The 20,206-nt window shown below is 64.0% G+C and carries 20 protein-coding genes; 11 read left to right on the top strand and 9 right to left on the bottom strand.

Going from position 1 to position 20,206, the window contains the following annotated elements:
- Positions 1-127: 127 nt before the first annotated feature.
- The gene (msrB, locus tag AC0L30_RS38230; protein ID WP_473406428.1) at positions 128-547 is read right to left on the bottom strand and encodes a peptide-methionine (R)-S-oxide reductase MsrB; all 420 of its coding nucleotides are present in this window, start codon (positions 545-547) and stop codon (positions 128-130) included.
- A 58-nt stretch (positions 548-605) separates the two neighbouring features.
- Complete coding sequence (gene msrA / locus AC0L30_RS38225; protein WP_473366529.1) at positions 606-1,310, bottom strand: peptide-methionine (S)-S-oxide reductase MsrA; 705 nt, start codon at positions 1,308-1,310, stop codon at positions 606-608.
- A gap of 244 nt (positions 1,311-1,554) precedes the next feature.
- On the opposite strand from msrA, the gene AC0L30_RS38220 reads away from it, so the two are divergent.
- Positions 1,555-3,252, top strand: coding sequence for a caspase family protein (locus AC0L30_RS38220; protein ID WP_473406427.1), 1,698 nt, complete (start codon positions 1,555-1,557; stop codon positions 3,250-3,252).
- A 126-nt stretch (positions 3,253-3,378) separates the two neighbouring features.
- Here the strand turns inward: AC0L30_RS38220 and AC0L30_RS38215 are convergent, their stop codons facing one another.
- From AC0L30_RS38215 to napE, 6 genes are all read right to left on the bottom strand, one after another.
- Positions 3,379-4,494 carry an ATP-dependent DNA helicase gene (locus AC0L30_RS38215; RefSeq protein ID WP_473406426.1) on the bottom strand — a complete coding sequence of 372 codons (1,116 nt, stop codon included), beginning with the start codon at positions 4,492-4,494 and terminating at the stop codon, positions 3,379-3,381.
- 86 nt (positions 4,495-4,580) lie between these two features.
- Positions 4,581-5,234: a NapC/NirT family cytochrome c gene (locus tag AC0L30_RS38210; RefSeq protein WP_007596182.1), complete on the bottom strand. Its 654-nt coding sequence runs from the start codon at positions 5,232-5,234 to the stop codon at positions 4,581-4,583.
- Positions 5,231-5,701, bottom strand: a complete 471-nt coding sequence (locus tag AC0L30_RS38205; protein ID WP_247287669.1) for a nitrate reductase cytochrome c-type subunit — start codon at positions 5,699-5,701, stop codon at positions 5,231-5,233. Before AC0L30_RS38205 ends, AC0L30_RS38210 begins: the two co-directional genes overlap by 4 nt.
- Entirely contained in the window at positions 5,698-8,211 is a 2,514-nt protein-coding gene (napA, locus tag AC0L30_RS38200) for a nitrate reductase catalytic subunit NapA (RefSeq protein ID WP_473406425.1), read from the bottom strand. Before napA ends, AC0L30_RS38205 begins: the two co-directional genes overlap by 4 nt.
- Positions 8,212-8,227: 16 nt before the next feature.
- Complete coding sequence (locus tag AC0L30_RS38195) at positions 8,228-8,542, bottom strand: chaperone NapD (RefSeq protein ID WP_007596179.1); 315 nt, start codon at positions 8,540-8,542, stop codon at positions 8,228-8,230.
- Positions 8,543-8,568: 26 nt separating this feature from the next.
- On the bottom strand, positions 8,569-8,754 hold the full coding sequence (napE, locus tag AC0L30_RS38190; RefSeq protein ID WP_007596178.1) for a periplasmic nitrate reductase, NapE protein: 186 nt from the start codon (positions 8,752-8,754) through the stop codon (positions 8,569-8,571).
- A 206-nt stretch (positions 8,755-8,960) separates the two neighbouring features.
- On the opposite strand from napE, the gene AC0L30_RS38185 reads away from it, so the two are divergent.
- The 4 genes from AC0L30_RS38185 to AC0L30_RS38170 all read left to right on the top strand — a co-directional run bounded on the left by AC0L30_RS38185 (position 8,961) and on the right by AC0L30_RS38170 (position 13,745).
- Positions 8,961-10,085, top strand: coding sequence for an AraC family transcriptional regulator (locus AC0L30_RS38185; RefSeq protein ID WP_473406424.1), 1,125 nt, complete (start codon positions 8,961-8,963; stop codon positions 10,083-10,085).
- Positions 10,086-10,172: 87 nt separating this feature from the next.
- Positions 10,173-11,411, top strand: coding sequence for an acyltransferase family protein (locus AC0L30_RS38180; protein ID WP_007596176.1), 1,239 nt, complete (start codon positions 10,173-10,175; stop codon positions 11,409-11,411).
- Between the two features lie 81 nt (positions 11,412-11,492).
- Positions 11,493-12,698 (top strand): LLM class flavin-dependent oxidoreductase, encoded by a 1,206-nt coding sequence (locus tag AC0L30_RS38175; RefSeq protein ID WP_007596175.1) that lies wholly within the window; start codon positions 11,493-11,495, stop codon positions 12,696-12,698.
- Between the two features lie 258 nt (positions 12,699-12,956).
- Positions 12,957-13,745 (top strand): helix-turn-helix transcriptional regulator, encoded by a 789-nt coding sequence (locus AC0L30_RS38170; RefSeq protein ID WP_473254372.1) that lies wholly within the window; start codon positions 12,957-12,959, stop codon positions 13,743-13,745.
- 114 nt (positions 13,746-13,859) lie between these two features.
- On the opposite strand, the gene AC0L30_RS38165 is transcribed toward AC0L30_RS38170, so the two are convergent.
- Entirely contained in the window at positions 13,860-14,030 is a 171-nt protein-coding gene (locus AC0L30_RS38165; RefSeq protein WP_473254371.1) for an RNA polymerase sigma factor region1.1 domain-containing protein, read from the bottom strand.
- Positions 14,031-14,267: 237 nt separating this feature from the next.
- Here AC0L30_RS38165 and AC0L30_RS38160 point away from each other — a divergent pair, with 237 nt between their 5' ends.
- From AC0L30_RS38160 to ssuC, 6 genes are all read left to right on the top strand, one after another.
- Positions 14,268-14,957, top strand: coding sequence for a hypothetical protein (locus tag AC0L30_RS38160; protein WP_473406423.1), 690 nt, complete (start codon positions 14,268-14,270; stop codon positions 14,955-14,957).
- Between the two features lie 117 nt (positions 14,958-15,074).
- A complete protein-coding gene (locus AC0L30_RS38155; RefSeq protein ID WP_473406422.1) occupies positions 15,075-15,623 on the top strand; it encodes a hypothetical protein in 549 nt (182 codons plus the stop codon).
- The gene (locus AC0L30_RS38150; protein ID WP_473406421.1) at positions 15,620-16,786 is read left to right on the top strand and encodes a cytochrome P450; all 1,167 of its coding nucleotides are present in this window, start codon (positions 15,620-15,622) and stop codon (positions 16,784-16,786) included. The genes AC0L30_RS38155 and AC0L30_RS38150 overlap by 4 nt, the downstream gene beginning before the upstream one ends.
- Before the next feature lie 358 nt (positions 16,787-17,144).
- Complete coding sequence (locus tag AC0L30_RS38145) at positions 17,145-18,095, top strand: sulfonate ABC transporter substrate-binding protein (RefSeq protein WP_473406420.1); 951 nt, start codon at positions 17,145-17,147, stop codon at positions 18,093-18,095.
- A 141-nt stretch (positions 18,096-18,236) separates the two neighbouring features.
- Positions 18,237-19,394, top strand: a complete 1,158-nt coding sequence (gene ssuD / locus AC0L30_RS38140) for an FMNH2-dependent alkanesulfonate monooxygenase (protein WP_473406419.1) — start codon at positions 18,237-18,239, stop codon at positions 19,392-19,394.
- Complete coding sequence (ssuC, locus tag AC0L30_RS38135; protein WP_473406418.1) at positions 19,391-20,197, top strand: aliphatic sulfonate ABC transporter permease SsuC; 807 nt, start codon at positions 19,391-19,393, stop codon at positions 20,195-20,197. The genes ssuD and ssuC overlap by 4 nt, the downstream gene beginning before the upstream one ends.
- The last annotated feature ends 9 nt before the right edge of the window (positions 20,198-20,206 follow it).

Here is a 20,206-nt window from a genome sequence, read left to right as displayed (position 1 = left end):
CCCCCCGCCGCGCCGCCCCCGCCCCCGCCCCCCCCCCCCCCCCCCCGGCCCCCCCCCCCCCCCCCCCAAAAACACCCCCCCCCGGCGGGGGGGGGCCCGCGGCCCCCCCCCCCCCCCCGCGCAAGGTTTATTTGGGCTCGAGCTTCAGCGCTGCGGAATTGATGCAGTAACGCAAGCCGGTAGGCCCCGGGCCGTCGGGGAAGACATGGCCGAGATGGCCGCTGCACTTGGCGCACAGCACCTCGGTGCGGATCATGCCGTGGCTGACGTCCCGCTCCTCATCGATATGGCCCTCGGCGGCGGGCTGGGTGAAGCTCGGCCAGCCGCAGCCGGAATCGAACTTCGCGTCGGACTCGAACAGCACATTGCCGCAACCGGCGCAGGTATAGGTACCGGCGCGGTGGTCGTGCTCATATTCGCCGGAGAAGGGACGCTCGGTCACCTTCTCGCGCAGCACCGCGTATTGCATCGGCGACAGCTCGTTGCGCCATTGCTGTTCGCTCTTGATGACCTTGTCGTCCGTGGTTTTCGTCTTGATGTCGGGCATGGGTCTCCCGTTTTTTCGGTGAACTTGTTTTCCGTGATCTTGTTCAGTGATCTTGCGATCAGTTGGTGGCCTTGCTGGCGCTCACCAGCGTCGGCTTCTCGATATAGTTATCCGCGAACAGCTTTTTCAGGTTCTCGACCTTCGGAAGGTCGTTGTAGGCGATATAGGGCTGGTTCGGGTGCAGGGTCAGATAATCCTGGTGGTAGGCCTCCGCCGGATAGAACGCCTCCAGCGCGCCGACCTTGGTCGCGATCGGCTTGCTGAAGACTTTGGCGCCGTTGAGCTGGGCGATATAGGCCTCGGCCACCTTCTTCTGCTCGTCGGAGGTGGTGAAGATCGCCGAGCGATATTGCGTGCCGCTGTCGGGGCCCTGCCGGTTGAGCTGGGTCGGGTCGTGCGCCACCGAGAAGTAAATCTGTAGGATCTTGCCGTAGGAGATCTTCTTCGGGTCGTATTTGATCTCGACGGATTCCGCGTGGCCGGTCCGGCCACTCGAGACGGTCTGGTAGTCGGCTGTCGCCTTGGTGCCGCCGGCGTAGCCGGAGACCGCGTTGACCACGCCCGCGGTGTGCTGGAACACGCCCTGCACGCCCCAGAAGCAGCCGCCGGCGATCACGGCGGTCTGGATCCCGCTTGCGGGCGCCGCATCAACGGCAGGAGCGGGGATCACGACCGCATCCTCTGCGGCTCGGGTCGGCGCGGCAAAGGCCAGCGTCAGGGCGGTGGTTGCGGCGAGCAGGGACAGGACGGCAGGTCGGCGCATGGCGATCCTCTTTCCGAAGGTCTGACAGTCTAGGGCGGTTGGGGCCGGGCGAACAGCCTGGCCGGCATTTTCGGACATTCGAGATACGGGCGGACCGGGCGATTGTTACGGCCGGACGGACACGAGTCTGTGAAACGCGCCGCCTGGAGCAGCCCGGCTTGGCGAGGACCGGAACTCCGCGCTAGATGAACCGGCGCGATCGGTGATCGACCTAAAGAATGATGGCTGGAGCTGACCTGACAACATGCTGCGCGTCGCATCCCTGACCCTCATCGTCGTTCTCGCCATCCTGCCCGGCTGGAACTCGATCGCGGCGGCCGCACCGCAACCCGGCGACGACCTTGCCATTTGCCGCGACCGCCAGGCGGATGCGCAGGCGAGGGCGCAGGCCTGCGACAATTTGCTCAACGCCGACGGTGTCACCGGCAAGGACAAGGGCATCGCGCTCTCCGTGCGCGGCAATACGCTGATCAACAAGCGCGACTACGGCCACGCGATCGAGACCTTGTCCATGGCCGTCGACCTCGATCCCGACAATGTCGTCACGCTCAATTTGCGCGGCCTCGCCTATGAGCGGACGGGCCAGGACGACCATGCGATGGCGGACTACAACCTCGCGCTCCAGAAGCGCCCGACCTACGGTGTCCCCTACAACAACCGCGGCATCATCCAGTTGCGCCGGGGTGCGCTGCAAAGCGCGCTCGACGATTTCAACCTGTCGATCAAATACGCGCCCAAGTTCCTGCTCGGCTACACCAACCGCGCCCGCGTGCGCACGCTGATGCAGGATTTTGACGGCGCAATTGCTGATTTCGCGGAGGCCGAGAAGATCGAACCGGCCGCGCAGCAGATCACCGGCAATCGCTGCATCACCTACGGCATGATGGGCAAGTTCGACCAGGCCTTCGCCGACTGCAACGGCCTGATCGAGAAGCAGCCGAAGAACACGTACGCGATCAACAATCGCGCCGACGTCAACATGCTGAAAGGCGATCTCGACGCCGCGCTGAAGGACTACAACATTGCGATCCAGATCAACCCGAACAATGTGCGCGCACATTCGGGTCGCGGCCAGATCTACGAGCGCAAGAAGGATCTCGCCCAGGCCCGTGCCGACTATCGTGCGGCGGCCTATTCGCTGACGAAGTTCGACGAGCTCGACGTCGCGCGCGCCCGCGCCATCGCGCAGGAGCGATTGGCTGCGCTGACACCGCAGCCGTCAGCCGGATCCGCAGGGCGCCGTGTGGCACTTGTGATCGGCAACGGCGCCTACAAGAACGTCCACGCCTTGCCCAATCCGCCACGCGACTCGAAAATGATCGCGGCCGCGCTGCGCGACGTTGGCTTCCAGACCGTGATATCCGTCAGCGACCTCACCCGCGACAAGTTCTTCGAAGCGTTGCAGACGTTTGCGGCCGAAGCGGAGAAGGCGGATTGGGCGGTGGTCTATTACGCCGGCCACGGTTTCGAGATCGGCGGCGTTAACTATCTCGTTCCCGTCGATGCCAAGCTTGCCGCCGACAGGGACGCCGAGACCCAGGCGGTTGCGCTGGAGCAGGTGATCGCGGCGGTGGGCGCTGCGCGAAAAGTGCGTCTGGTCATGCTGGATGCCTGCCGCGACAATCCGTTCGCGCCGACCATGCAGCGCACGCTGTCGCTCAAGCTGGTGGACAAGGGCTTTTCCAACATCGAGCCCGGCGCCGGCTTCATGGTGGTCTACGCCGCCAAGCACGGCGAGACCGCGATGGACGGCGACGGCGGCGCCGACAGCCCGTTCGCCACCGCGCTCGCCCGCGAAATCAAGGTGCCGCGCGTCGAGATCCGAAAACTGTTCGACATCGTCCGCGACGACGTCTGGCTTGTGACCAAGCACGAGCAGCAGCCGTTTTCCTACGGCTCGCCGCCGGGGCGCGAGGATTTTTATTTCGTCGCGGGTAAGTGAGGTTTCGTAGGGTGGGTTAGCCCTGCAGATGCGCAAAGCGCATCTGCTCGGCGTAACCCACCACTGTTGCGATCCGAGGAGACAGAAGAGGTGGGTTACGCCTTCGGCTAACCCACCCTACGGGCTTCACACCACAATGCTCAGCCGCTTCGCCGCCCGCGTGATCCCCGTGTACAGCCACCTCGCCCGGCTCTCCTGAAACGCAAAACTCTCGTCGAACAGCACGACGTCGTCCCATTGCGACCCCTGCGACTTGTGTACGGTCAGCACGTAGCCATAGTCGAACTCGTCATAGGGCTTGCGCTGCTCCCAGGCGATGGCCTCGACACCGCCCTCGAAGCAATCGGCGCGCACCGAGACCTTGGTCACCTTGTGGCCGAGATCCTCGTCCGGCGACAGCCGCATGCTGAGAATGCGGGATTTCGAGCGCGAGGTGTTGCGCGACTTCACGCGCCACAGGCCGCCGTTGAACAGGCCCTTCTTGCGGTTGTTGCGCAGGCAGACCAGCTTGTCGCCGGCGACGGGGAAGACGTCCTCGATGTTCTGGCGCTGACGTACCCGCATATTGTACGCGCGCCGCGTGTTGTTGCGTCCGACCAGGACCTGGTCGGCGGCCATGACGCGATCAGGATCGAGCTCCTTACGCGACACCACCTCGCTTTCGCCGTAGCGGCCGATGTCGAGCTCGCGGCCCTCGCGGACGTCCATCGACATCCGCACGATCGGGTCGTCCTGGGCCTGGCGGTGCACCTCGGTCAGCATCGCGTCGGGCTCGCTGTTGGTGAAGAAGCCGCCGCCCTGGATCGGCGGCAACTGGGCGGGATCGCCCAGCACCAGCAGCGGGCAGTTGAACGACATCAGGTCGCGGCCCAGTTCGGCATCGACCATCGAGCATTCGTCGATCACGATCAGCTTGGCCTTGGAGGCCGGGGCGTCGTCCCACAGCTCGAAGCTCGGCTGCTCCTCGCCGGATTCGCGGGTGCGATAGATCAGCGAATGGATGGTGGAGGCTTCGTCGCACCCCTTGTTGCGCATGACCAGCGCCGCTTTGCCGGTGAAGGCGGCGAACTTCACCTCGCCGTCGACGCCGTCGGCGATGTGCCGCGCCAGCGTGGTCTTGCCGGTGCCGGCATAGCCGAACAGGCGGAACACCGGCGGCGTACCGTTGCGGCCGGGTTTGGCCTTGAGCCAGTCGCCAACGGCCTTGAGCGCGGCATCCTGATGCGGGGTGAATGTGGCCATGTCTGCTTTGAGGAGGGGGCGAAACGGAGCGATTCGCCGCCCCTCAAACTAACCATTCGCCCCGCCGGTTCAAGCGGGCCTCACCCCTATTGCCAGCCGGGAACGCCGCGCATGTCGGGCAGATGGTGGGCAATGCCCTTGTGGCAGTCGATGCAGGTCTTTTCCTTGGTGAACAGGAAGCGCTGGTGGGCGACCGAGGCCCGCGGCGACTGCTTGGTGATGTCCATGGAATCGGCGCTGTGGCAGTTGCGGCATTCCAGCGAATCGTTGGACTTGAAGCGCGCCCATTCATGCGCCGCCAGCTCGAGCCGGTGATCCTGGAATTTCTCGCGGGTATCGATCGTGCCGAAGATCTTGCCCCAGACCTCCTTGGAGGCTTGCATCTTGCGGGCGATCTTGTCGGTCCAGTTGTGCGGCACGTGGCAATCCGGACAGGTCGCCCGCACGCCGGAGCGGTTGGCGAAGTGGATGGTCGACTTCAGCTCGGCATAGACGTTGTCCTTCATCTCGTGGCAGCCGGTGCAGAATTTTTCGGTGTTGGTCAATTCCAGTGCGGTGTTGAAGCCGCCCCAGAAGATCACGCCGGCCATGAAGCCCGCCAGCACCAGCACACCAAGCCCGAACACCGAGCTCGGACGGATCAGCACCTGCCAGAGCTCGCGCGCAAAGTCCAAGCTTCGCGCGACGAAGCCGCCCTTGGCCTTCATTCCCTCGCCGGGTTCATCAGCGGTCGTCGTCATCGGCGGCCACCGGGGCTTGCGCGCGACAGCAGCGTGTCGATGTCGGTGAAGTCGTTGCTGACGGGCGGATTGGCGGTGTTCTGCGGCACGTGGCATTCCGTGCAGAAGAAGCGGCGCGGCGAGATCGAAGCCAGGAACTGGCCGTCGCGATCCATGAAGTGGGTGATCGAGACCATCGGCGCCTGCGATTCCGCGATGCGCGCCCGCGCGTGGCAGGACAGGCACTTGTTGCCGTTGAGATCGACTTGATAGCCGTCGATCGCATGCGGGATCACCGGCGGCTGCTCCGGATAGTTGCGCACTTCCCTTTCGGAGGTGTTGCGGTTCGGCAGCATCGGCGGCGCCGGCCCTTCGTCGTTGAGCGGGGTCGGGCCGCGCAAGCCTGACGTCACCGTCTGCGCGGTCAGCGAACTCGCGCCAGCCGCGATCGCGACTGCGAGCAGCGCTACTCCAAATCGTTTCATCATGACACGTTCACCCGCTCGATGCGCACGGCGCACTTCTTGTAATCGGTTTGCAGCGAGATCGGATCGGTCGCGTCCAGCGTCACCTTGTTGATCAGCTTGGATTCGTCGAACCACGGCACGAAGACGAGGCCACGCGGCGGCCGGTCGCGGCCGCGCGTCTCGACGCGGACGCGGATGAAGCCGCGGCGGGAGACCACCTTCACCTCGTCGCCGCGGCGGATCTTCGCCTCCTGCGCATCATCAGGATGCATGAAGCACACGGCCTCGGGGAAGGCCTTGTAGAGCTCGGGCACCCGGCGCGTCATGGTGCCGGAATGCCAGTGCTCGAGCACGCGGCCGGTCGAGAGCCAGTAGGGATATTCGTTGTCCGGCGATTCCGCCGCCGGCTCGTAAGGAAGGGCGAAGATGCGCGCCTTGCCGTCCGGATAGCCGTAGAACTGCACCTCGGTGCCCTGCTTGACGTAGGGGTCGCTCCCCTCGCGGAAGCGCCATTTCGTCTCCTGGCCGTTGACGACGGGCCAGCGCAGGCCGCGCTCGCGGTGATAGGCGTCGAACGGCGCGAGGTCGTGGCCGTGGCCGCGGCCGAACGCGGCATATTCCTCGAATAGGCCCTTCTGCACGTAGAAGCCGAACGCCTTGGACTCCTCGTTGGCGTAGCCGTCCTCGATCTCCGATGTCGGGAATTTGTCGACCTGGCCGTTCTTGTAGAGCACGTCGAACAGAGTCTTGCCGCGCACGTCCGGCTTCTTGGCGATCAGCTCCTCGGGCCAGACCTCCTCGATCTTGAAGCGTTTTGAGAACTCCATGAGCTGCCATAGATCGGACTTGGACTCGCCGGGCGCGGGGACGAGCTGGTGCCAGAATTGCGTGCGCCGCTCGGCGTTGCCGTAAGCGCCTTCCTTCTCCACCCACATCGCGGTCGGCAGGATCAAATCGGCGGCGAGCGCTGTCACCGACGGATAGGCGTCCGAGACCACGATGAAATTGTCGGGGTTGCGGAAGCCCGGATAGGTCTCCTCGTTGGCGTTGGGACCAGCCTGGAGATTATTGTTGACCTGCACCCAATAGGCGTTGATCAGGCCGTCCTTCAGCATCCGGCTCTGCAGCACCGCGTGCGCGCCGGGCTTGTCGGGAATGGTGCCCTCGGGCAGCAGCCAGATGTGCTCGGCCTTGGTGCGGTGCTCCTTGTTGGTGACGACCATGTCGGCCGGCAGGCGGTGCGAGAAGGTGCCGACTTCGCGCGCGGTGCCGCAGGCCGAGGGCTGGCCGGTCAGCGAGAACGGGCTGTTGCCGGGCGAGGAGATCTTCCCGGTCAGAAGATGGATGTTGTAGACGAGGTTGTTGCACCAGACGCCGCGGGTGTGCTGGTTGAAGCCCATGGTCCAGAACGAGACCACCTTGGTCTTGGGATCTGCATAGAGCTCGGCCAGCGCCTCCAGCCGGTTGAGCGGCACGCCCGACATCTCCGCCGCCTTCTCCAGCGTGTACTCGGAGACGAACTTGATGTACTCGTCGTAGCTCATCTCGGTGGAATCGTTGGCCTTCGCCGCGCCCGTCGCCTTCTTCTGCAGCGGATGCTCCGGCCTCAAACCATAACCAATGTCGGTCTGGCCGCGCCTGAAGATGGTATGCGCGGCGACGAAGTCCTTGTTGACCCGACCGCTCCTGATGATGTGGTTGGCAATGGCGTTCAGCAGATAGAGATCGGTCTGCGGCTTGAACACCATGCCGATGTCGGCGAGGTCGAACGAGCGATGCTCGAAGGTCGAGAGCACGGCGACGCGGACATGCGGCGCGGAGAGCCGGCGGTCGGCGAGGCGCGTCCACAGGATCGGATGCATCTCCGCCATGTTCGAGCCCCACAGCACGAAGGCATCGGTGGCCTCGATGTCGTCATAGCACCCGGCCGGCTCGTCGATGCCGAAGGTGCGCATCATGCCGGCCACGGCGGAGGCCATGCAGTGGCGCGCATTGGGATCGATGTTGTTGGTGCGGAAGCCGGCCTTGAACAGCTTCACGGCCGCATAGCCTTCCCAGACCGTCCACTGGCCGGAGCCGAACATGGCGACGCCGTTCGGCCCGCGCTTCTTGATCGCCTCCTTCCACTTCACCTCCATGATGTCGAAGGCTTCGGTCCAGGACACAGGCGTGAATTCGCCGTTCTTGTCGTATTTGCCTGCCGTCTTGCGCAGCATCGGCTGCGTCAGGCGATCGTGGCCGTACATGATCTTGGAGAGGAAGTAGCCCTTGACGCAGTTGAGGCCGCGATTGACCTCGGCCTTGATGTCGCCGTGGGTGGCGACCACGCGATTGTTCTTGGTCGCGACCATCACCGAGCAGCCGGTGCCGCAGAAGCGGCAGGCGGCCTTGTCCCATTTCAGTTCGGCGACGTCGCGCTCGGCGACGAGGTTTGCGGCGAGCGCCGGTGCCGGCATGCCCGCAGCGGCTGCCGCGATGGCGGCGGCCTCGAGCTTCAGCATCTGGCGGCGGTCGAGCTTTGGCGATGTCATGACGACTCTCCCGGCCTTAAGCCGTTTCGATGGCGTGAAACACCAGCGCCGCCGAATAGACGTCGGGCAGCGACTGGATCGTGTTGAGCAGGGTGCCGAGGCTGCCGGCATCAGGCGCTTCGGTCACGACGATGAGCTTGCCGCGCAGGTCGCGGCCGTGGATCTCGCAGCCGGGAAGGGCGGTGATCGCGGCTTCCAGCTGGTCCAGACGCTCGGGGCGGGCCTGCACGATGATGCTGGCGATTTCGCAACCGGGCGGCGCGACGATGCGGTCGGCGCTGAGCACCCGGCCGGTAATCAATGCGCGGCGGTTGAGTTTGGATTCGGCCATGATGCCTGTCTTTCGCTTCGAGGAGATCAATGCGGGGAGGGCGGCGGGCCGGGAGGGCCGGCAAACATCTGGTAGATCCAGACGCCGAGCCCGTAGGAGCCCACCGTTCCGACCGCGAGGACGGGCATCACGATTGCGGTCAGGAACAGGAATGCGAAAATCTCCATGCGCTTACGGCGCACGCGCGAAGTCGCGTCGTCTGGGGCCGACATATTCGGTCTCGTTTGGAATGTGGGGATTGGGACGGCATCCGGGCCGTTGCCTTGCCGCACATTAGAAGCAGCAGGGCCACTGACGCCTTGATCTGGATCAATCCGTCGAGTTGCGATGATGGCTGCCGCCAGACCACAAGCGCAAGTTTGGGTTGTACCCGTGCGAAGGCGATGCGACAGTTTGGCATCGAACGGGGATACGAGTTGTGACCGCGACAGGGCTGACGGCGATCGATCTCGGACTTCGCGGCGCGGCGAGCGGCGTGTTCCTGTTGATCGTTCTCATGGCGTTGCTGCGTCGTGCGACCGGCCAACAGGCTTTGCTGGGCATCGCGATGTGCGCAGGCGGCATATTCTATGCGATCGCGACGGCGCCCAGCCTGCCCAAAACGGCTTGGTGGTGGACGTTGCCGATCCTGTCCGCGCAGCCTGCGGTCTTCTGGCTGTGGGCGCGCGCGGCGTTCGACGACGATTTCGTGCTGAGGCGTTGGCACGGCGCTCTGTGGCTGAGCATCGTGGCTTTCGGATTTGCGATCACGCTGGGCTGGGCGAACTGGCCCGCTTTGGCCGGCGCAGGCGGGCGAGTCCTGGCTCTGGCCACCCTGGTGCTGGCCCTCGCTGCCGCGGTTCAGACGGTCAAGACCTGGCGCGCCGATCTGGTCGCGCGGCGACGCCGACTGCGGCTGGCGATGCTTGCGATCAATGTCGTGCTCATCGCGACCGTCGCGGTCGCCGGCTTCGCCGCAATTCCCGTCGCGGTTCCCGGTGCGCCCGGCAGTCTCCCGACCGCGTTCGGGCTGTTCGTAGTGGCCATGCTTGCCGCCATCGGCCTGTTCAGCGCGCCGGCGATGGCCGTCGATGACGCCACGGCCGCGATCGCATCCGGCGAGGCGGGGAGGCAAGCCCGGGTCGCCGATCGCGCCGCGGGGCGGGTCGTCGTCGACCCGATCCTGCTCCGGCGCCTTGATCATCTGATGACCGTGGAGCGAACCTACCGGCAGGAAGGCCTTGCGATCGGAGCGCTCGCGGCGCGGCTCGACGTTCCCGAGCATCGATTGCGCCAGGCGATCAATGAAGGGCTGGGCTATCGCAACTTCAATGCGTTTCTCAATCGCTACCGTACCGAGGATGCCAGGCTGGCGCTGTCCGACGCCACGCAACGGGAGGTCCCGGTGCTGACCATCGCCATGGATGCCGGCTTCCAGTCGATCGGACCTTTCAACCGGGCCTTCAAGGCCGAAACCGGCATGACCCCGACGGAATTCCGGCGTGAGGCGCTGAGCCGGCCCGACAGCGCTGAACTCAGCCAACCGCGCCGCGAAATCGGCTAGCCGATTTTTGGATCAGGCGAGAAGGCCCTGTGCCGATGGATTAGACCGTCCAGCATACACTCCCATCCAGCCGGAACGAGCCTATCCATGTCCCACTCGACCGCCGCCGCCCCTGCATCGGAGAGGCTCCATGCTCTCGACGCGGTCAGGGGTGGCGCCCTGCTGCTCGGCATCGTCCTGCACGCGACATTGTCGTTTGTGCCGGCCTCGTCCCGGTTCTGGATCATCCAGGACATCCATACCAGCCCCACTCTGGGCCTACTGTCCTTTACGATCCACGTCTTCCGGATGACGACCTTCTTCCTGATGGCCGGCTTCTTTGCCCGCATGAGCTTTCACCGCCGGGGGAGCTGGGGCTTCGTCAGGGACAGGCTGCAGCGGATCGGCCTGCCGTTCGTGATCGGTTGGCCGCTCGTGTTCATGCCGATAGCTCTGATCGTGAGCTGGGCATCTCACTTTCCAAATGGTGGTCTGATCCACCCCACCTCCGGCTGGCTGCCGGCATTGCCCAAGTTCCCCCTGACCCATCTCTGGTTTCTGTATGTGCTGCTGGAGCTCTATGTCGCGACGCTGCTGCTGCGCGGTGCAATTGTCTGGCTTGATGTATCAGGTACGCTACGCACAGTGTTTGACCGTATCTTCGCCCGGACCATGCGAAATCCGCTGGCTCCCCTGGTTCTGGCAATCCCGATCGGCACCGCCTTCTGCCTCGACCCACGATGGATCAATGTGATGGGCGTGAGGACGCCGGATCAATCGCTCGTCACCAACGCGCAGGCCTGGATCGGTTTCGGCACCGCATTCGGCGTCGGCTGGCTCCTGCATCGGCAGGTCGATCTGCTGCGGCTCATCGAGCGACGCTGGCTGGCGCATGTCCTGCTCGCGCTCTTCCTGGTTCTGGTCAGTTTCGCGTTGTCAGGCGTGATGCTGTCGTTGCCTGTCGCGCCGAAACTGCCGGTCAGCTTCGCCACGCTGAGGCTGATCTCCGCCATCCTCTACGCACCGGCGATTTGGGTTTCCACATTCGCGGTCCTCGGCCTCGCCCTCCGCTTCATGTCCGGCTTCAGTCGGGCGTGGCGCTACCTCGCCGATGCATCCTACTGGCTCTATCTGATCCACCTGCCGATCGTGATGGCACTGCAGGTCGCGCTGTCGCAGCTCGACTGGCCCGGGCTGATCAAGTTCGCGATCATTCTCGTCGTCGCGCTTCCTCCGATGCTGGCGAGCTATCATCTGCTGGTGCGCTTCACCTTCATCGGTGTGGTCCTGAATGGCCGCCGCGCCGAAAAGCCCCTTCTCCCGCAAGGCGGAATTGCGACTGCGTAGACAGCGTCGCCCCACCCATTAAGATGCCCGCAACAAAAATATAAGCGGCAAGAAAACTCAAGAATACTTGGGAGAGGCGTCATGAAGTTCGGCATCTTCTATGAGCTGCAACTGCCACGGCCGTGGGTGGCCGGCGACGAGCTCAGCCTCTATCAGAACGCGCTCTCGCAGATGGAACTCGCAGACCAGCTCGGCTACGACCACGCCTGGGTTGTCGAGCATCACTTCCTCGAAGAATACTCGCACTCGCCTTCACCGGAATCCTTCCTCGCGGCCGCGAGCCAGCGCACCAGGAACATCCGGCTCGGCCACGGCATCCTCCAGCTCACCACCAACCACCCGGCGCGTGTTGCCGAGCGCGTCGCGGTGCTGGATCTGCTCTCCAACGGCCGCTGCGAATTCGGCATGGGCGAGAGCGCCTCCATCACCGAGCTCACGCCGTTCGGCCGCGACATGGAGACCAAGAAAGAGGTGTTCGAGGAGGCCGTCGCCGCGATCTTCCCGATGTTCAAGGACGCGGGAAGCGAGCATCACGGCAAGTATTTCGACATCCCCTTGCGCAACGTCGTGCCGAAACCGGTGCAGAAGCCGCATCCGCCGCTGTGGATGGCCTGCTCGCAACTACAGACCATCGAGCGCGCGGGACGGCACGGCTTTGGCGCGCTCGGCTTCCAGTTCGTCAGCGCGGATGCCGCGCATGCCTGGGTGCACGCCTATTACAACGCCATGACCAAGCGGCTCGCCAAGCTCGCCGACTACGAGATCAACCCGAACATGGCGCTGGTGTCGTTCTTCATGTGCGCGAAGACGGACGAGGAGGCCCGCGCCCGCGCCGACGGCGCCACCTTCTTCCAGTTCGCATTGCGCTTCTACGGCGCCTCGCAGAATCGCCAGCGTCCGGCGCCCTACACCGTCAACATGTGGGACGAGTACAACAAGTGGAAGCGCGACAATCCGGAGGCGCAGGAGGCGGCGCTGCGCGGCGGCCTGATCGGCTCGCCCGAGACGATCCGCAGGAAGCTGAAGCGCTTCCAGGGCTCGCACATCGACCAGGTCATTTTGCTCAACCAAGCGGGCAAGAACAGCCACGAGCACATCTGCGAATCGCTGGAGCTGTTCGGCCGCGAGGTGATGCCGGAATTCCAGAACGATCCGGCGCAGGCGGCCTGGAAGCAGGGCGTGATGAGCGGCGAGATCAAGCTGGAGGAAATCGACACGGAGGCCTTCACCGACCGCTACGGCAAGCTCGCGGTCAGCGTCGCGCCGGCGAAGGCGGCGGCGGGGTAGAGGCAGTCCCGTAGCGGTGGCATGGACCCCGGCTCTGCAGCGCACCGCTGATCCGGACGATGCTTCGCATCGCCGCGGAAGCGCTGCGCTGCGTCCGGGAGACCATTGATCGACGCGCTCTCTCTTGTCCCGGACGCGCTGCAACGCGTAGCGTTGCTGCGCAGAGCCGGGACCCAGAAGCTGCACATGAGCTGCAGGCTTCCGGCGCGTCGCCCTTGCTGATATCTTCCGCCAAAAGAACTTCGGCGGAGGATACCAATGCGGCCCCACGGCATGGCCTCAACTCCATCGGCCGGCGACATTACGCCCGCGGTGCTCGCCATCGGTCGCCCGGATTTCCCTGATGTCCTGATCGATACACTGCGCCGGCAGGCCGGCGTCGGGCATTGCATGGTGTTCGCGCTGAGCCGCGCGGGCGCCGCACACTGCCTGCTCGATGCCGGCAACATCCCGATCGGCGGCGATCTTGGCGCGGCCTATGCCGGCCAGTTCCACCAATCCGATCCCAACCGCGATGCGCTGTTCGAAGGCGAGGGCCGCGCGCCGCTCGTGCTGCCCGCCTTCGCGCCGCGCATGTACGGCGCCCGCTACCGCAAAATGTTCTTTGTGGATTCCGGCATCGTCGACAAATGCGCGACCGCGATCTGGGTCGACGACACCTGCTTCTACGTCAACTTCTATCGCATCGCGGTCCAGGGCCGCTTCAGCGACGCCCAGCGTGCGCGGCTTCAGGCCATCGCGCCGGCCATCAGTGCGAGCGTGGCACGCCATTTCCAGCACAGCTCGGCGGCGACGACCGAGCAGTCTCTCGCCGCGCTCTTCGCGACGCGCGCGCCGCTCGCCAGCCTCACCCCGCGCGAGCAGGACGTTTGCCGGCGCATCCTCTCCGGCTTCAGCTCCGAGGCGATCTCGCAGGCGCTCGGCATCAGCCTGCATTCGACCCTGACGTACCGCAAGCGCGCCTATGAGCGGCTCGGCATTTCCTCGCAGAGCGAGCTGTTTGCGATCGTGCTGCGCCTGCTCGCCGGCCCGCGCGGCCTGAACTAAGGGGCACTCCAGGCCCGCGAGTTCCTGCTTCCGAGAGCAAGGCGGACACGCAGCCCGCCCTCCGGGACTGTCGCTCTATGACCCCTTGTAGAGCGATATAACCAGAATCAGGTTTCAGTCTCCTTCAACCCAAACCCCCGCGTCACTCAGGGCGCTGAGAACGCGTTCAACGTCTTTGGGATCAAGTGTGCTGCTGTCACACAGCTGATTCAATTCATCGAAGGTAATCTTGCCGTTTCGTTCACCGATTTCGATCGCACGTCGAATGATTTCCGCCACGTTCATGTTCTCTCCGCTTCAGCAGCCTCTACTATACGGGAAGAGGGACGGGTCTGGTCCATAAGCGAACATCGAAGCTTCGTCCTGCACGGCTGCTGCCGGGATAGGGCCGGATCTCCGGCCCGGTGCCAAACCCGATGCGGACCTCGCCTCCGCGATCGATAAAGTTGGAACCAAATCGTAAAACCCGCCGAAGCGGAGCCCCTGTATTAGCTTTGAGATCTGCTAGCTCGATCGGAAGAGATGTCGACCACCATGTCTCGCGGCTCCCCAGCGACAGGACCTTCGCTCATCGATAGAATCGGGCTGTGGATGTCGAAAAGCCGCGTTGTCGACGGCCTCTGGATCGGATCTTTATCGGATGATCCCGAGCGAGCCCTGCAACGCGTCGAAGCCGCGCTGCGGCTGATCGAAAGGTTTGCTCCACTTCACTACCGGCGCATCAAGAAGAGTCTTTTTCGAATCTGGGTGCAATTGGTTCCGCACGGCGCCGGATGCTATCAGCATTCAATAAACGCCTGCCTGCTCGACGCGCGTGTCGTCGATTCTGAAAGCACGACGGTCGAATGGATCTCGTCCGCCATCGTACACGAGGCGACCCACGCAAGGCTCGAGAACTGGGGCATCCACTACTATGAAGCCGTCCGCCCCCGGATCGAGCGGATCTGCGCCAGAAGAGAGTTGGATTTTGCTCGGCGTCTGTCGGGCGTCGACGCGTTGCGAGAAGAGATCGCTTGGAGACTTGATTGGAGCCGTGAGGGGAGCACGCATTACACCGACCAGAATATGAGCCAGAGCATGGATCAGGGAATTGCGCAGACACTCCGTCATCTGGGAACGCCAGAATGGCTCATAACCCTCATGTTCAGGGTGAGAGATCTACGCGTTGGATTCCGCCGGTTCACGCGACGCATAGCGGGTGCTTTGGAGTGATGAACTCGGGTCCGAAACGAAGTGGGGCGGGTCTGGCGGGAAATCCTGACTAAAGCTCGGTGCCAGCTGGCGCGTCCGCACGAGACTCTCAGCAGAAATTAACGTTGCGCGACCAACATGCCCAACATGCATCCCGAACGGCTTCGTCAACTGCCTTATCTGGTTCACACCAACAGAGAGCTCGGCTTGATGCTGAGGGGTATCAAGCCGCTCGCGTATTTCATGGACATCATTGGCCAGGAGCCAGATATTTGCATTCGATATTGGCGCCTGTTCGACAGGCACGTCACTGAAGGTCGCTTGATAAGACGCGAGCTGATCGAAACATGTCCTGACGCGCCGCAGTTCGAATATCGGAGCCTCTTCTACACGTTGCCCGGCCATGAGTGGCAGGTTGATACCATGCTTGCACTCCTAAACGAACCCGGAGCATGGTCCGATGATCGCGAACGACGCTTTGGCGAATTGCTTGGTTACGAGAGTTGGCAGAACGACTATTGGCTGACGCATGGTCGGTCGCAGGCGGATGTCTCATCGACGCCGCCGTCGTCGGCCATTCGACTTGCGAAGACACGCCCTGAGGCTGCTTGTCCCAATCGCTGGGGACAGACGGCGCCTCCTGAAGCCGCTAACCTCGGTGGCGAACAGCAATGGAGCGAAGCTTGAGCACGGCGCCGCGCATCGACATCGACCCGGCCGCATTCTGGGCCGACCCCTATCCGATGCTCGCCAAGATGCGCAAGGAGGCGCCGATCGCCTTCGTGCCGCAGCTCGGCTCGACGCTGCTGACGAGCCGCGACGATATCTCGATCTCCGAGAAGCAGATCGACGTGTTCTCCTCGCATCAGCCTGCAGGCCTGATGAACCGGCTGATGGGCCACAACATGATGCGCAAGGACGGCGAGGCGCACCAGGTCGAGCGCCGCGCGATGTTTCCGACGGTGTCGCCGAAGACGGTCAAGGCGCACTGGAGCGGGCTGTTCCAGGCCCATGCCGATCGCATCATCGACGCGATCGCGCCCGGGCGGATCGATTTCATGCGCGAATTCGCGTTGCCGTTCTCCGGCGAATGCCTGAAGTCGATCACCGGCCTCACCAATATCGGCTTTGCCGACATGGACGCCTGGTCACAGGGCATGATCGAGGGCATCGCCAACTACAGCGGCGACGCAGCCGTCGAGGCGCGTTGCCATGCGGCGACGTCGGGTATCGATGCGGCGATCGACGACATCCTGCCGGTGATGCGCAAGCATCCCGACCAGAGCATCCTCGGCGTGCTCCTCGCGTCGGGCATGGCGATGGAGAGCGTGCGCGCGAACGTCAAACTCGCGATCTCCGGCGGTCAAAACGAGCCGCGCAAGGCGATCGCCGGCACGGTGTGGGCGCTGCTGACCCATCCCGACCAGCTCGATCTCGTGCGCAAGGGCGAGGTGTCGTGGCTCCAGGCGTTCGAGGAATACGCCCGCTGGATCTCGCCGATCGGCATGTCGCCGCGGCGCATCGCAAAGCCGTGGACGATCCGTGACGTCGCGTTCGAAACCGATGAACGCGTATTCCTCATGTTCGGCTCCGCCAACCGCGACGAGAAGCATTTTGAGCGCGCCGACCATTTCGACGTGCGGCGTGATACGGCCAAGAGCGTCGCATTCGGCGCGGGCCCGCATTTCTGCGCCGGAGCCTGGGCCTCGCGCGCCATGATTGCCGACGTCGCGCTACCGACCTTGTTCGCCCGTGCCGTCCGGCTCGAGATCGCCGACGACGAGCCGGTGCGGATCGGCGGCTGGGCGTTTCGCGGGCTGCAGAATCTGCCCGTGAGATGGCTGCATTAGGCCGGCAGGGACCGGTCCATCCGCAACGCCGCCATGATGCCATCCTGCCCCTGTTTTGCCCGACGAGTCAAGTCAAGTTCGGATAAACGTAAGTCATTGTTTTCGCACGCGCCGGCTACTGTGCATGGGGTTGTTTTCGCGATTTTTTAGTTTCTCGGTCAGGTAGGTGCGTTTTTCACATTCGCGTGCGGAAAAATATCCCCTGCGTTCGCTCCGTGGATTGAAAGATAATCATGCGCTCTGCCAACTGCGCAGTGCTTGCATCGCTATTTTTCCGCGCGTCTCGACACCTCCGATCAGCCGCACCATCATTCACGAACACGAATGAAGGACGGCCGCACGCGGCCTGGAGTGTCGGATGCAACGTCGGGACTTTCTCAAACTATCCGTTGGAACTGCGGCAGCCGCCGCATTCGCTTCAAGTGCCAAAGCACAAGGCGCGGTGAAGGGCATTCGTATCGGCTACCAGAAGACCGGCGTGCTGGTTATCACGCGTCAGCAGGCCGCCCTGGAAAAACATTTCGCGCCATTGGGCATCGACGTGAAATGGGTCGAGTTCTCGTCGGGACCTCCGATGATGGAGGCGATGAATGTCGGCAGCATCGATTTTGGCGCGGTCGGCGATTCCCCGCCGGTGTTCGCCCAGGCGGCGGGCGCGGCGATCGTCTATGCTGCCGGCCAGCCCATCACCAACGGGCAGGGCATCCTGGTGCCGAAGGACTCGTCGATCCGCGGCATCGCCGACTTGAAGGGCAAGCGCGTCGGCTTCACCAAGGGATCCAGCGCGCACAACATCGTGGTGCAGACGCTGGAGAAAGCGGGCCTCACCTACGCGGACATCACGCCGGTCTATCTGACGCCGCCGGATGCCGGGCCTGCCTTTGCCAATAGCAGCATCGAGGCGTGGGCGATCTGGGATCCTTACTTCGCGATCGGCGAGACCAAGCAGGGCGGCCGCATCCTGATCAATGCGTGCGACGTCACCAAGACCAATTCCTTCTTCATCGCCAATCGCGATTTCGCCAGGAATCACGGCGCCATCCTGCAGCAGATCATCGATGTGACGACCGCGGCTGGCAAATGGGCCGAACAGCACCGCGACGAGGTCGCCAAATCGCTCGCCACGATCACCGGCGTCCCGTTGGACATCCAGACCCTCGCCGCCAAGCGCGCGAATTTCGTGGTCGGCCCGGTCACCGACGACATCGTCACGACCCAGCAGGGCGTCGCCGACCGCTTCCACAAGCTCGGCCTGATCCCGAAGCCGATCGTGATCCGCGACATCGTCTGGCGCAACCCGGCAGCGTGATCGTGCCCACCAATTTCCCCATTTCAAAAGGTTTGAACATGAGGCGTATCGTTCAACGCGTATTCGCAGCCATCGTCATATCGATCGGCATCGTCGCTGCCGCGGTCGGAACGACGTACGGCTAGTCATCGGAGCACCTCCATGAGCAACGCCAACATCCTCTGGTTCCTGCCGACCCACGGCGACGGCCGTTATCTCGGCACCGGCACCGGCGGCCGCGAGGTCAATTTCAACTATCTGCGCCAGATCGCGCAGGCCGCCGACCAGCTCGGCTATTTCGGCGTGCTGCTGCCGACTGGGCGATCTTGCGAAGATTCCTGGATCGTCGCCTCCTCGGTCGCGCCGTTCACCGAGCGGCTGCGCTATCTCGTGGCGGTCAGGCCGGGCCTGCAATCGCCGAGCGTGGCCGCGCGCATGACCGCGACGCTCGACCGCATCACCAATGGCCGGCTCCTGGTCAACGTCGTCACCGGCGGCGATCCCGTCGAGAACAAGGGCGACGGCATCTTCCTCGGCCATGACGAGCGCTACGAGGTCACCCGCGAGTTCCTCAGCGTCTACAGCGAACTGCTCGCCGGCAAGACCGTCAATGTCGAGGGCAAGCACATCCATGTCGAAGGCGGCAAGCTGCTGTTTCCTCCGGTGCAGTCGCCGCGTCCGCCGCTCTATTTCGGCGGCTCGTCGGATGCCGGCATCGACGTCGCCGTCGACACCGTCGACAAATATCTGACCTGGGGCGAGCCGCCGGCCTTGGTCGCGGAGAAGATCGCGAAGGTGAGGGAGGTGGCCGCCGCACGCGGTCGAAAACTATCCTTCGGCATCCGGCTCCACGTGATTGTTCGAGAGACCAATGACGCGGCCTGGCGTGCGGCCAATGAGCTGATCAAGCATGTCAGCGACGAGACCATCGCGGCCGCGCAGAAGAACTTTGCGCGGATGGATTCCGTTGGCCAGCAGCGCATGGCGCAGCTCCATGGCGGCAAGCGCGACAAGCTCGAGATCGCCCCGAACCTGTGGGCCGGTGTCGGCCTCGTGCGTGGCGGCGCCGGCACGGCGCTGGTCGGCGACGCCCAGACGGTCGCGGCCCGCATCAAGGAGTATCAGGACATCGGCATCGATACCTTCATCATGTCGGGCTACCCGCATCTGGAGGAAGCTTATCGTTTCGCCGAGCTGGTGTTCCCGCTGCTCTCGCTGGAGCAGCCCAGCAACGTGACCAAGCTTCACTTCAACGGCGGTCCTTTTGGTGAAACGGTCGGCAGCGACTTCCGTCCGCAGCAGAAGGTGTCGCAATCATGAGCCTGATCGACAGCGTTTCGCTTCCCCGTAGTTTGCGCCTGCCGCGCGTGGACGGCCTGGTCCAGTGGATCGTGCCGCTCGCCATCATCGCGATCTGGCAGGTCGCCAGCGTCACCGGCTTCGTGCCGACGCGGGTGCTGCCGGCGCCGAGCGACGTGTTGCTTGCGGGATGGAAGCTGCTGCTCTCCGGCGAGCTCGCGCGCAACATCTGGGTCTCGTTCTGGCGCGCCTCGATCGGCTTCCTGATCGGCGGCAGCATCGGCTTTGCCTTCGGCCTCGCCAACGGCCTGTCACAGCTCTCGGCCAAGCTCACCGACACCACGCTGCAGATGGTGCGCAACGTGCCGCATCTGGCGCTGATCCCGCTGGTCATCCTGTGGTTCGGCATCGATGAGAGCGCGAAGCTGTTCCTGGTGGCGCTCGGCGTGTTCTTCCCGATCTACCTCAACACGCTGCACGGCATCCGCACCGTCGACCCGCAGCTGATCGAGATGGGCCGCATCTACGGCATGACCGACGGAGAGTTGTTCCGCCGGGTGATCTTCCCGGGCGCGCTGCCCTCGATCTTCGTCGGCATCCGTTTTGCGCTCGGTATCATGTGGCTGACCCTGATCGTCGCCGAGACCATCGCGGCGTCCTCGGGCCTCGGTTACATGGCGATGCAGGCGCGCGAGTTCATGCTGATCGACGTCGTTGTGCTCTCGATCCTGATCTACGCGCTGCTCGGCAAGCTCGCCGACAGCGCCTCCCGCGTGCTGGAGCGCCTGACGCTCTCCTGGCACCCCGCTTATTGGAAACGCTGAGCAGACATA

Source organism: Bradyrhizobium sp. MI1.11 (genome assembly GCF_055811255.1).
This window is presented reverse-complemented; position numbering and strand designations above follow the sequence as displayed.

Coding starts and splice junctions, on each gene's coding strand:
- AC0L30_RS38155 (WP_473406422.1), top strand. CDS start 15,075: ATGCCCAACATGCATCCCGAACGGCTTCGTCAACTGCCTTATCTGGTT.
- napA (WP_473406425.1), bottom strand. CDS start 8,211: ATGACATCGCCAAAGCTCGACCGCCGCCAGATGCTGAAGCTCGAGGCC.
- napE (WP_007596178.1), bottom strand. CDS start 8,754: ATGTCGGCCCCAGACGACGCGACTTCGCGCGTGCGCCGTAAGCGCATG.
- AC0L30_RS38165 (WP_473254371.1), bottom strand. CDS start 14,030: ATGAACGTGGCGGAAATCATTCGACGTGCGATCGAAATCGGTGAACGA.
- AC0L30_RS38160 (WP_473406423.1), top strand. CDS start 14,268: ATGTCGACCACCATGTCTCGCGGCTCCCCAGCGACAGGACCTTCGCTC.
- AC0L30_RS38145 (WP_473406420.1), top strand. CDS start 17,145: ATGCAACGTCGGGACTTTCTCAAACTATCCGTTGGAACTGCGGCAGCC.
- AC0L30_RS38215 (WP_473406426.1), bottom strand. CDS start 4,494: ATGGCCACATTCACCCCGCATCAGGATGCCGCGCTCAAGGCCGTTGGC.
- ssuC (WP_473406418.1), top strand. CDS start 19,391: ATGAGCCTGATCGACAGCGTTTCGCTTCCCCGTAGTTTGCGCCTGCCG.
- msrA (WP_473366529.1), bottom strand. CDS start 1,310: ATGCGCCGACCTGCCGTCCTGTCCCTGCTCGCCGCAACCACCGCCCTG.
- ssuD (WP_473406419.1), top strand. CDS start 18,237: ATGAGCAACGCCAACATCCTCTGGTTCCTGCCGACCCACGGCGACGGC.
- AC0L30_RS38180 (WP_007596176.1), top strand. CDS start 10,173: ATGTCCCACTCGACCGCCGCCGCCCCTGCATCGGAGAGGCTCCATGCT.
- AC0L30_RS38175 (WP_007596175.1), top strand. CDS start 11,493: ATGAAGTTCGGCATCTTCTATGAGCTGCAACTGCCACGGCCGTGGGTG.
- AC0L30_RS38210 (WP_007596182.1), bottom strand. CDS start 5,234: ATGACGACGACCGCTGATGAACCCGGCGAGGGAATGAAGGCCAAGGGC.
- AC0L30_RS38205 (WP_247287669.1), bottom strand. CDS start 5,701: ATGATGAAACGATTTGGAGTAGCGCTGCTCGCAGTCGCGATCGCGGCT.
- msrB (WP_473406428.1), bottom strand. CDS start 547: ATGCCCGACATCAAGACGAAAACCACGGACGACAAGGTCATCAAGAGC.
- AC0L30_RS38170 (WP_473254372.1), top strand. CDS start 12,957: ATGCGGCCCCACGGCATGGCCTCAACTCCATCGGCCGGCGACATTACG.
- AC0L30_RS38220 (WP_473406427.1), top strand. CDS start 1,555: ATGCTGCGCGTCGCATCCCTGACCCTCATCGTCGTTCTCGCCATCCTG.
- AC0L30_RS38195 (WP_007596179.1), bottom strand. CDS start 8,542: ATGGCCGAATCCAAACTCAACCGCCGCGCATTGATTACCGGCCGGGTG.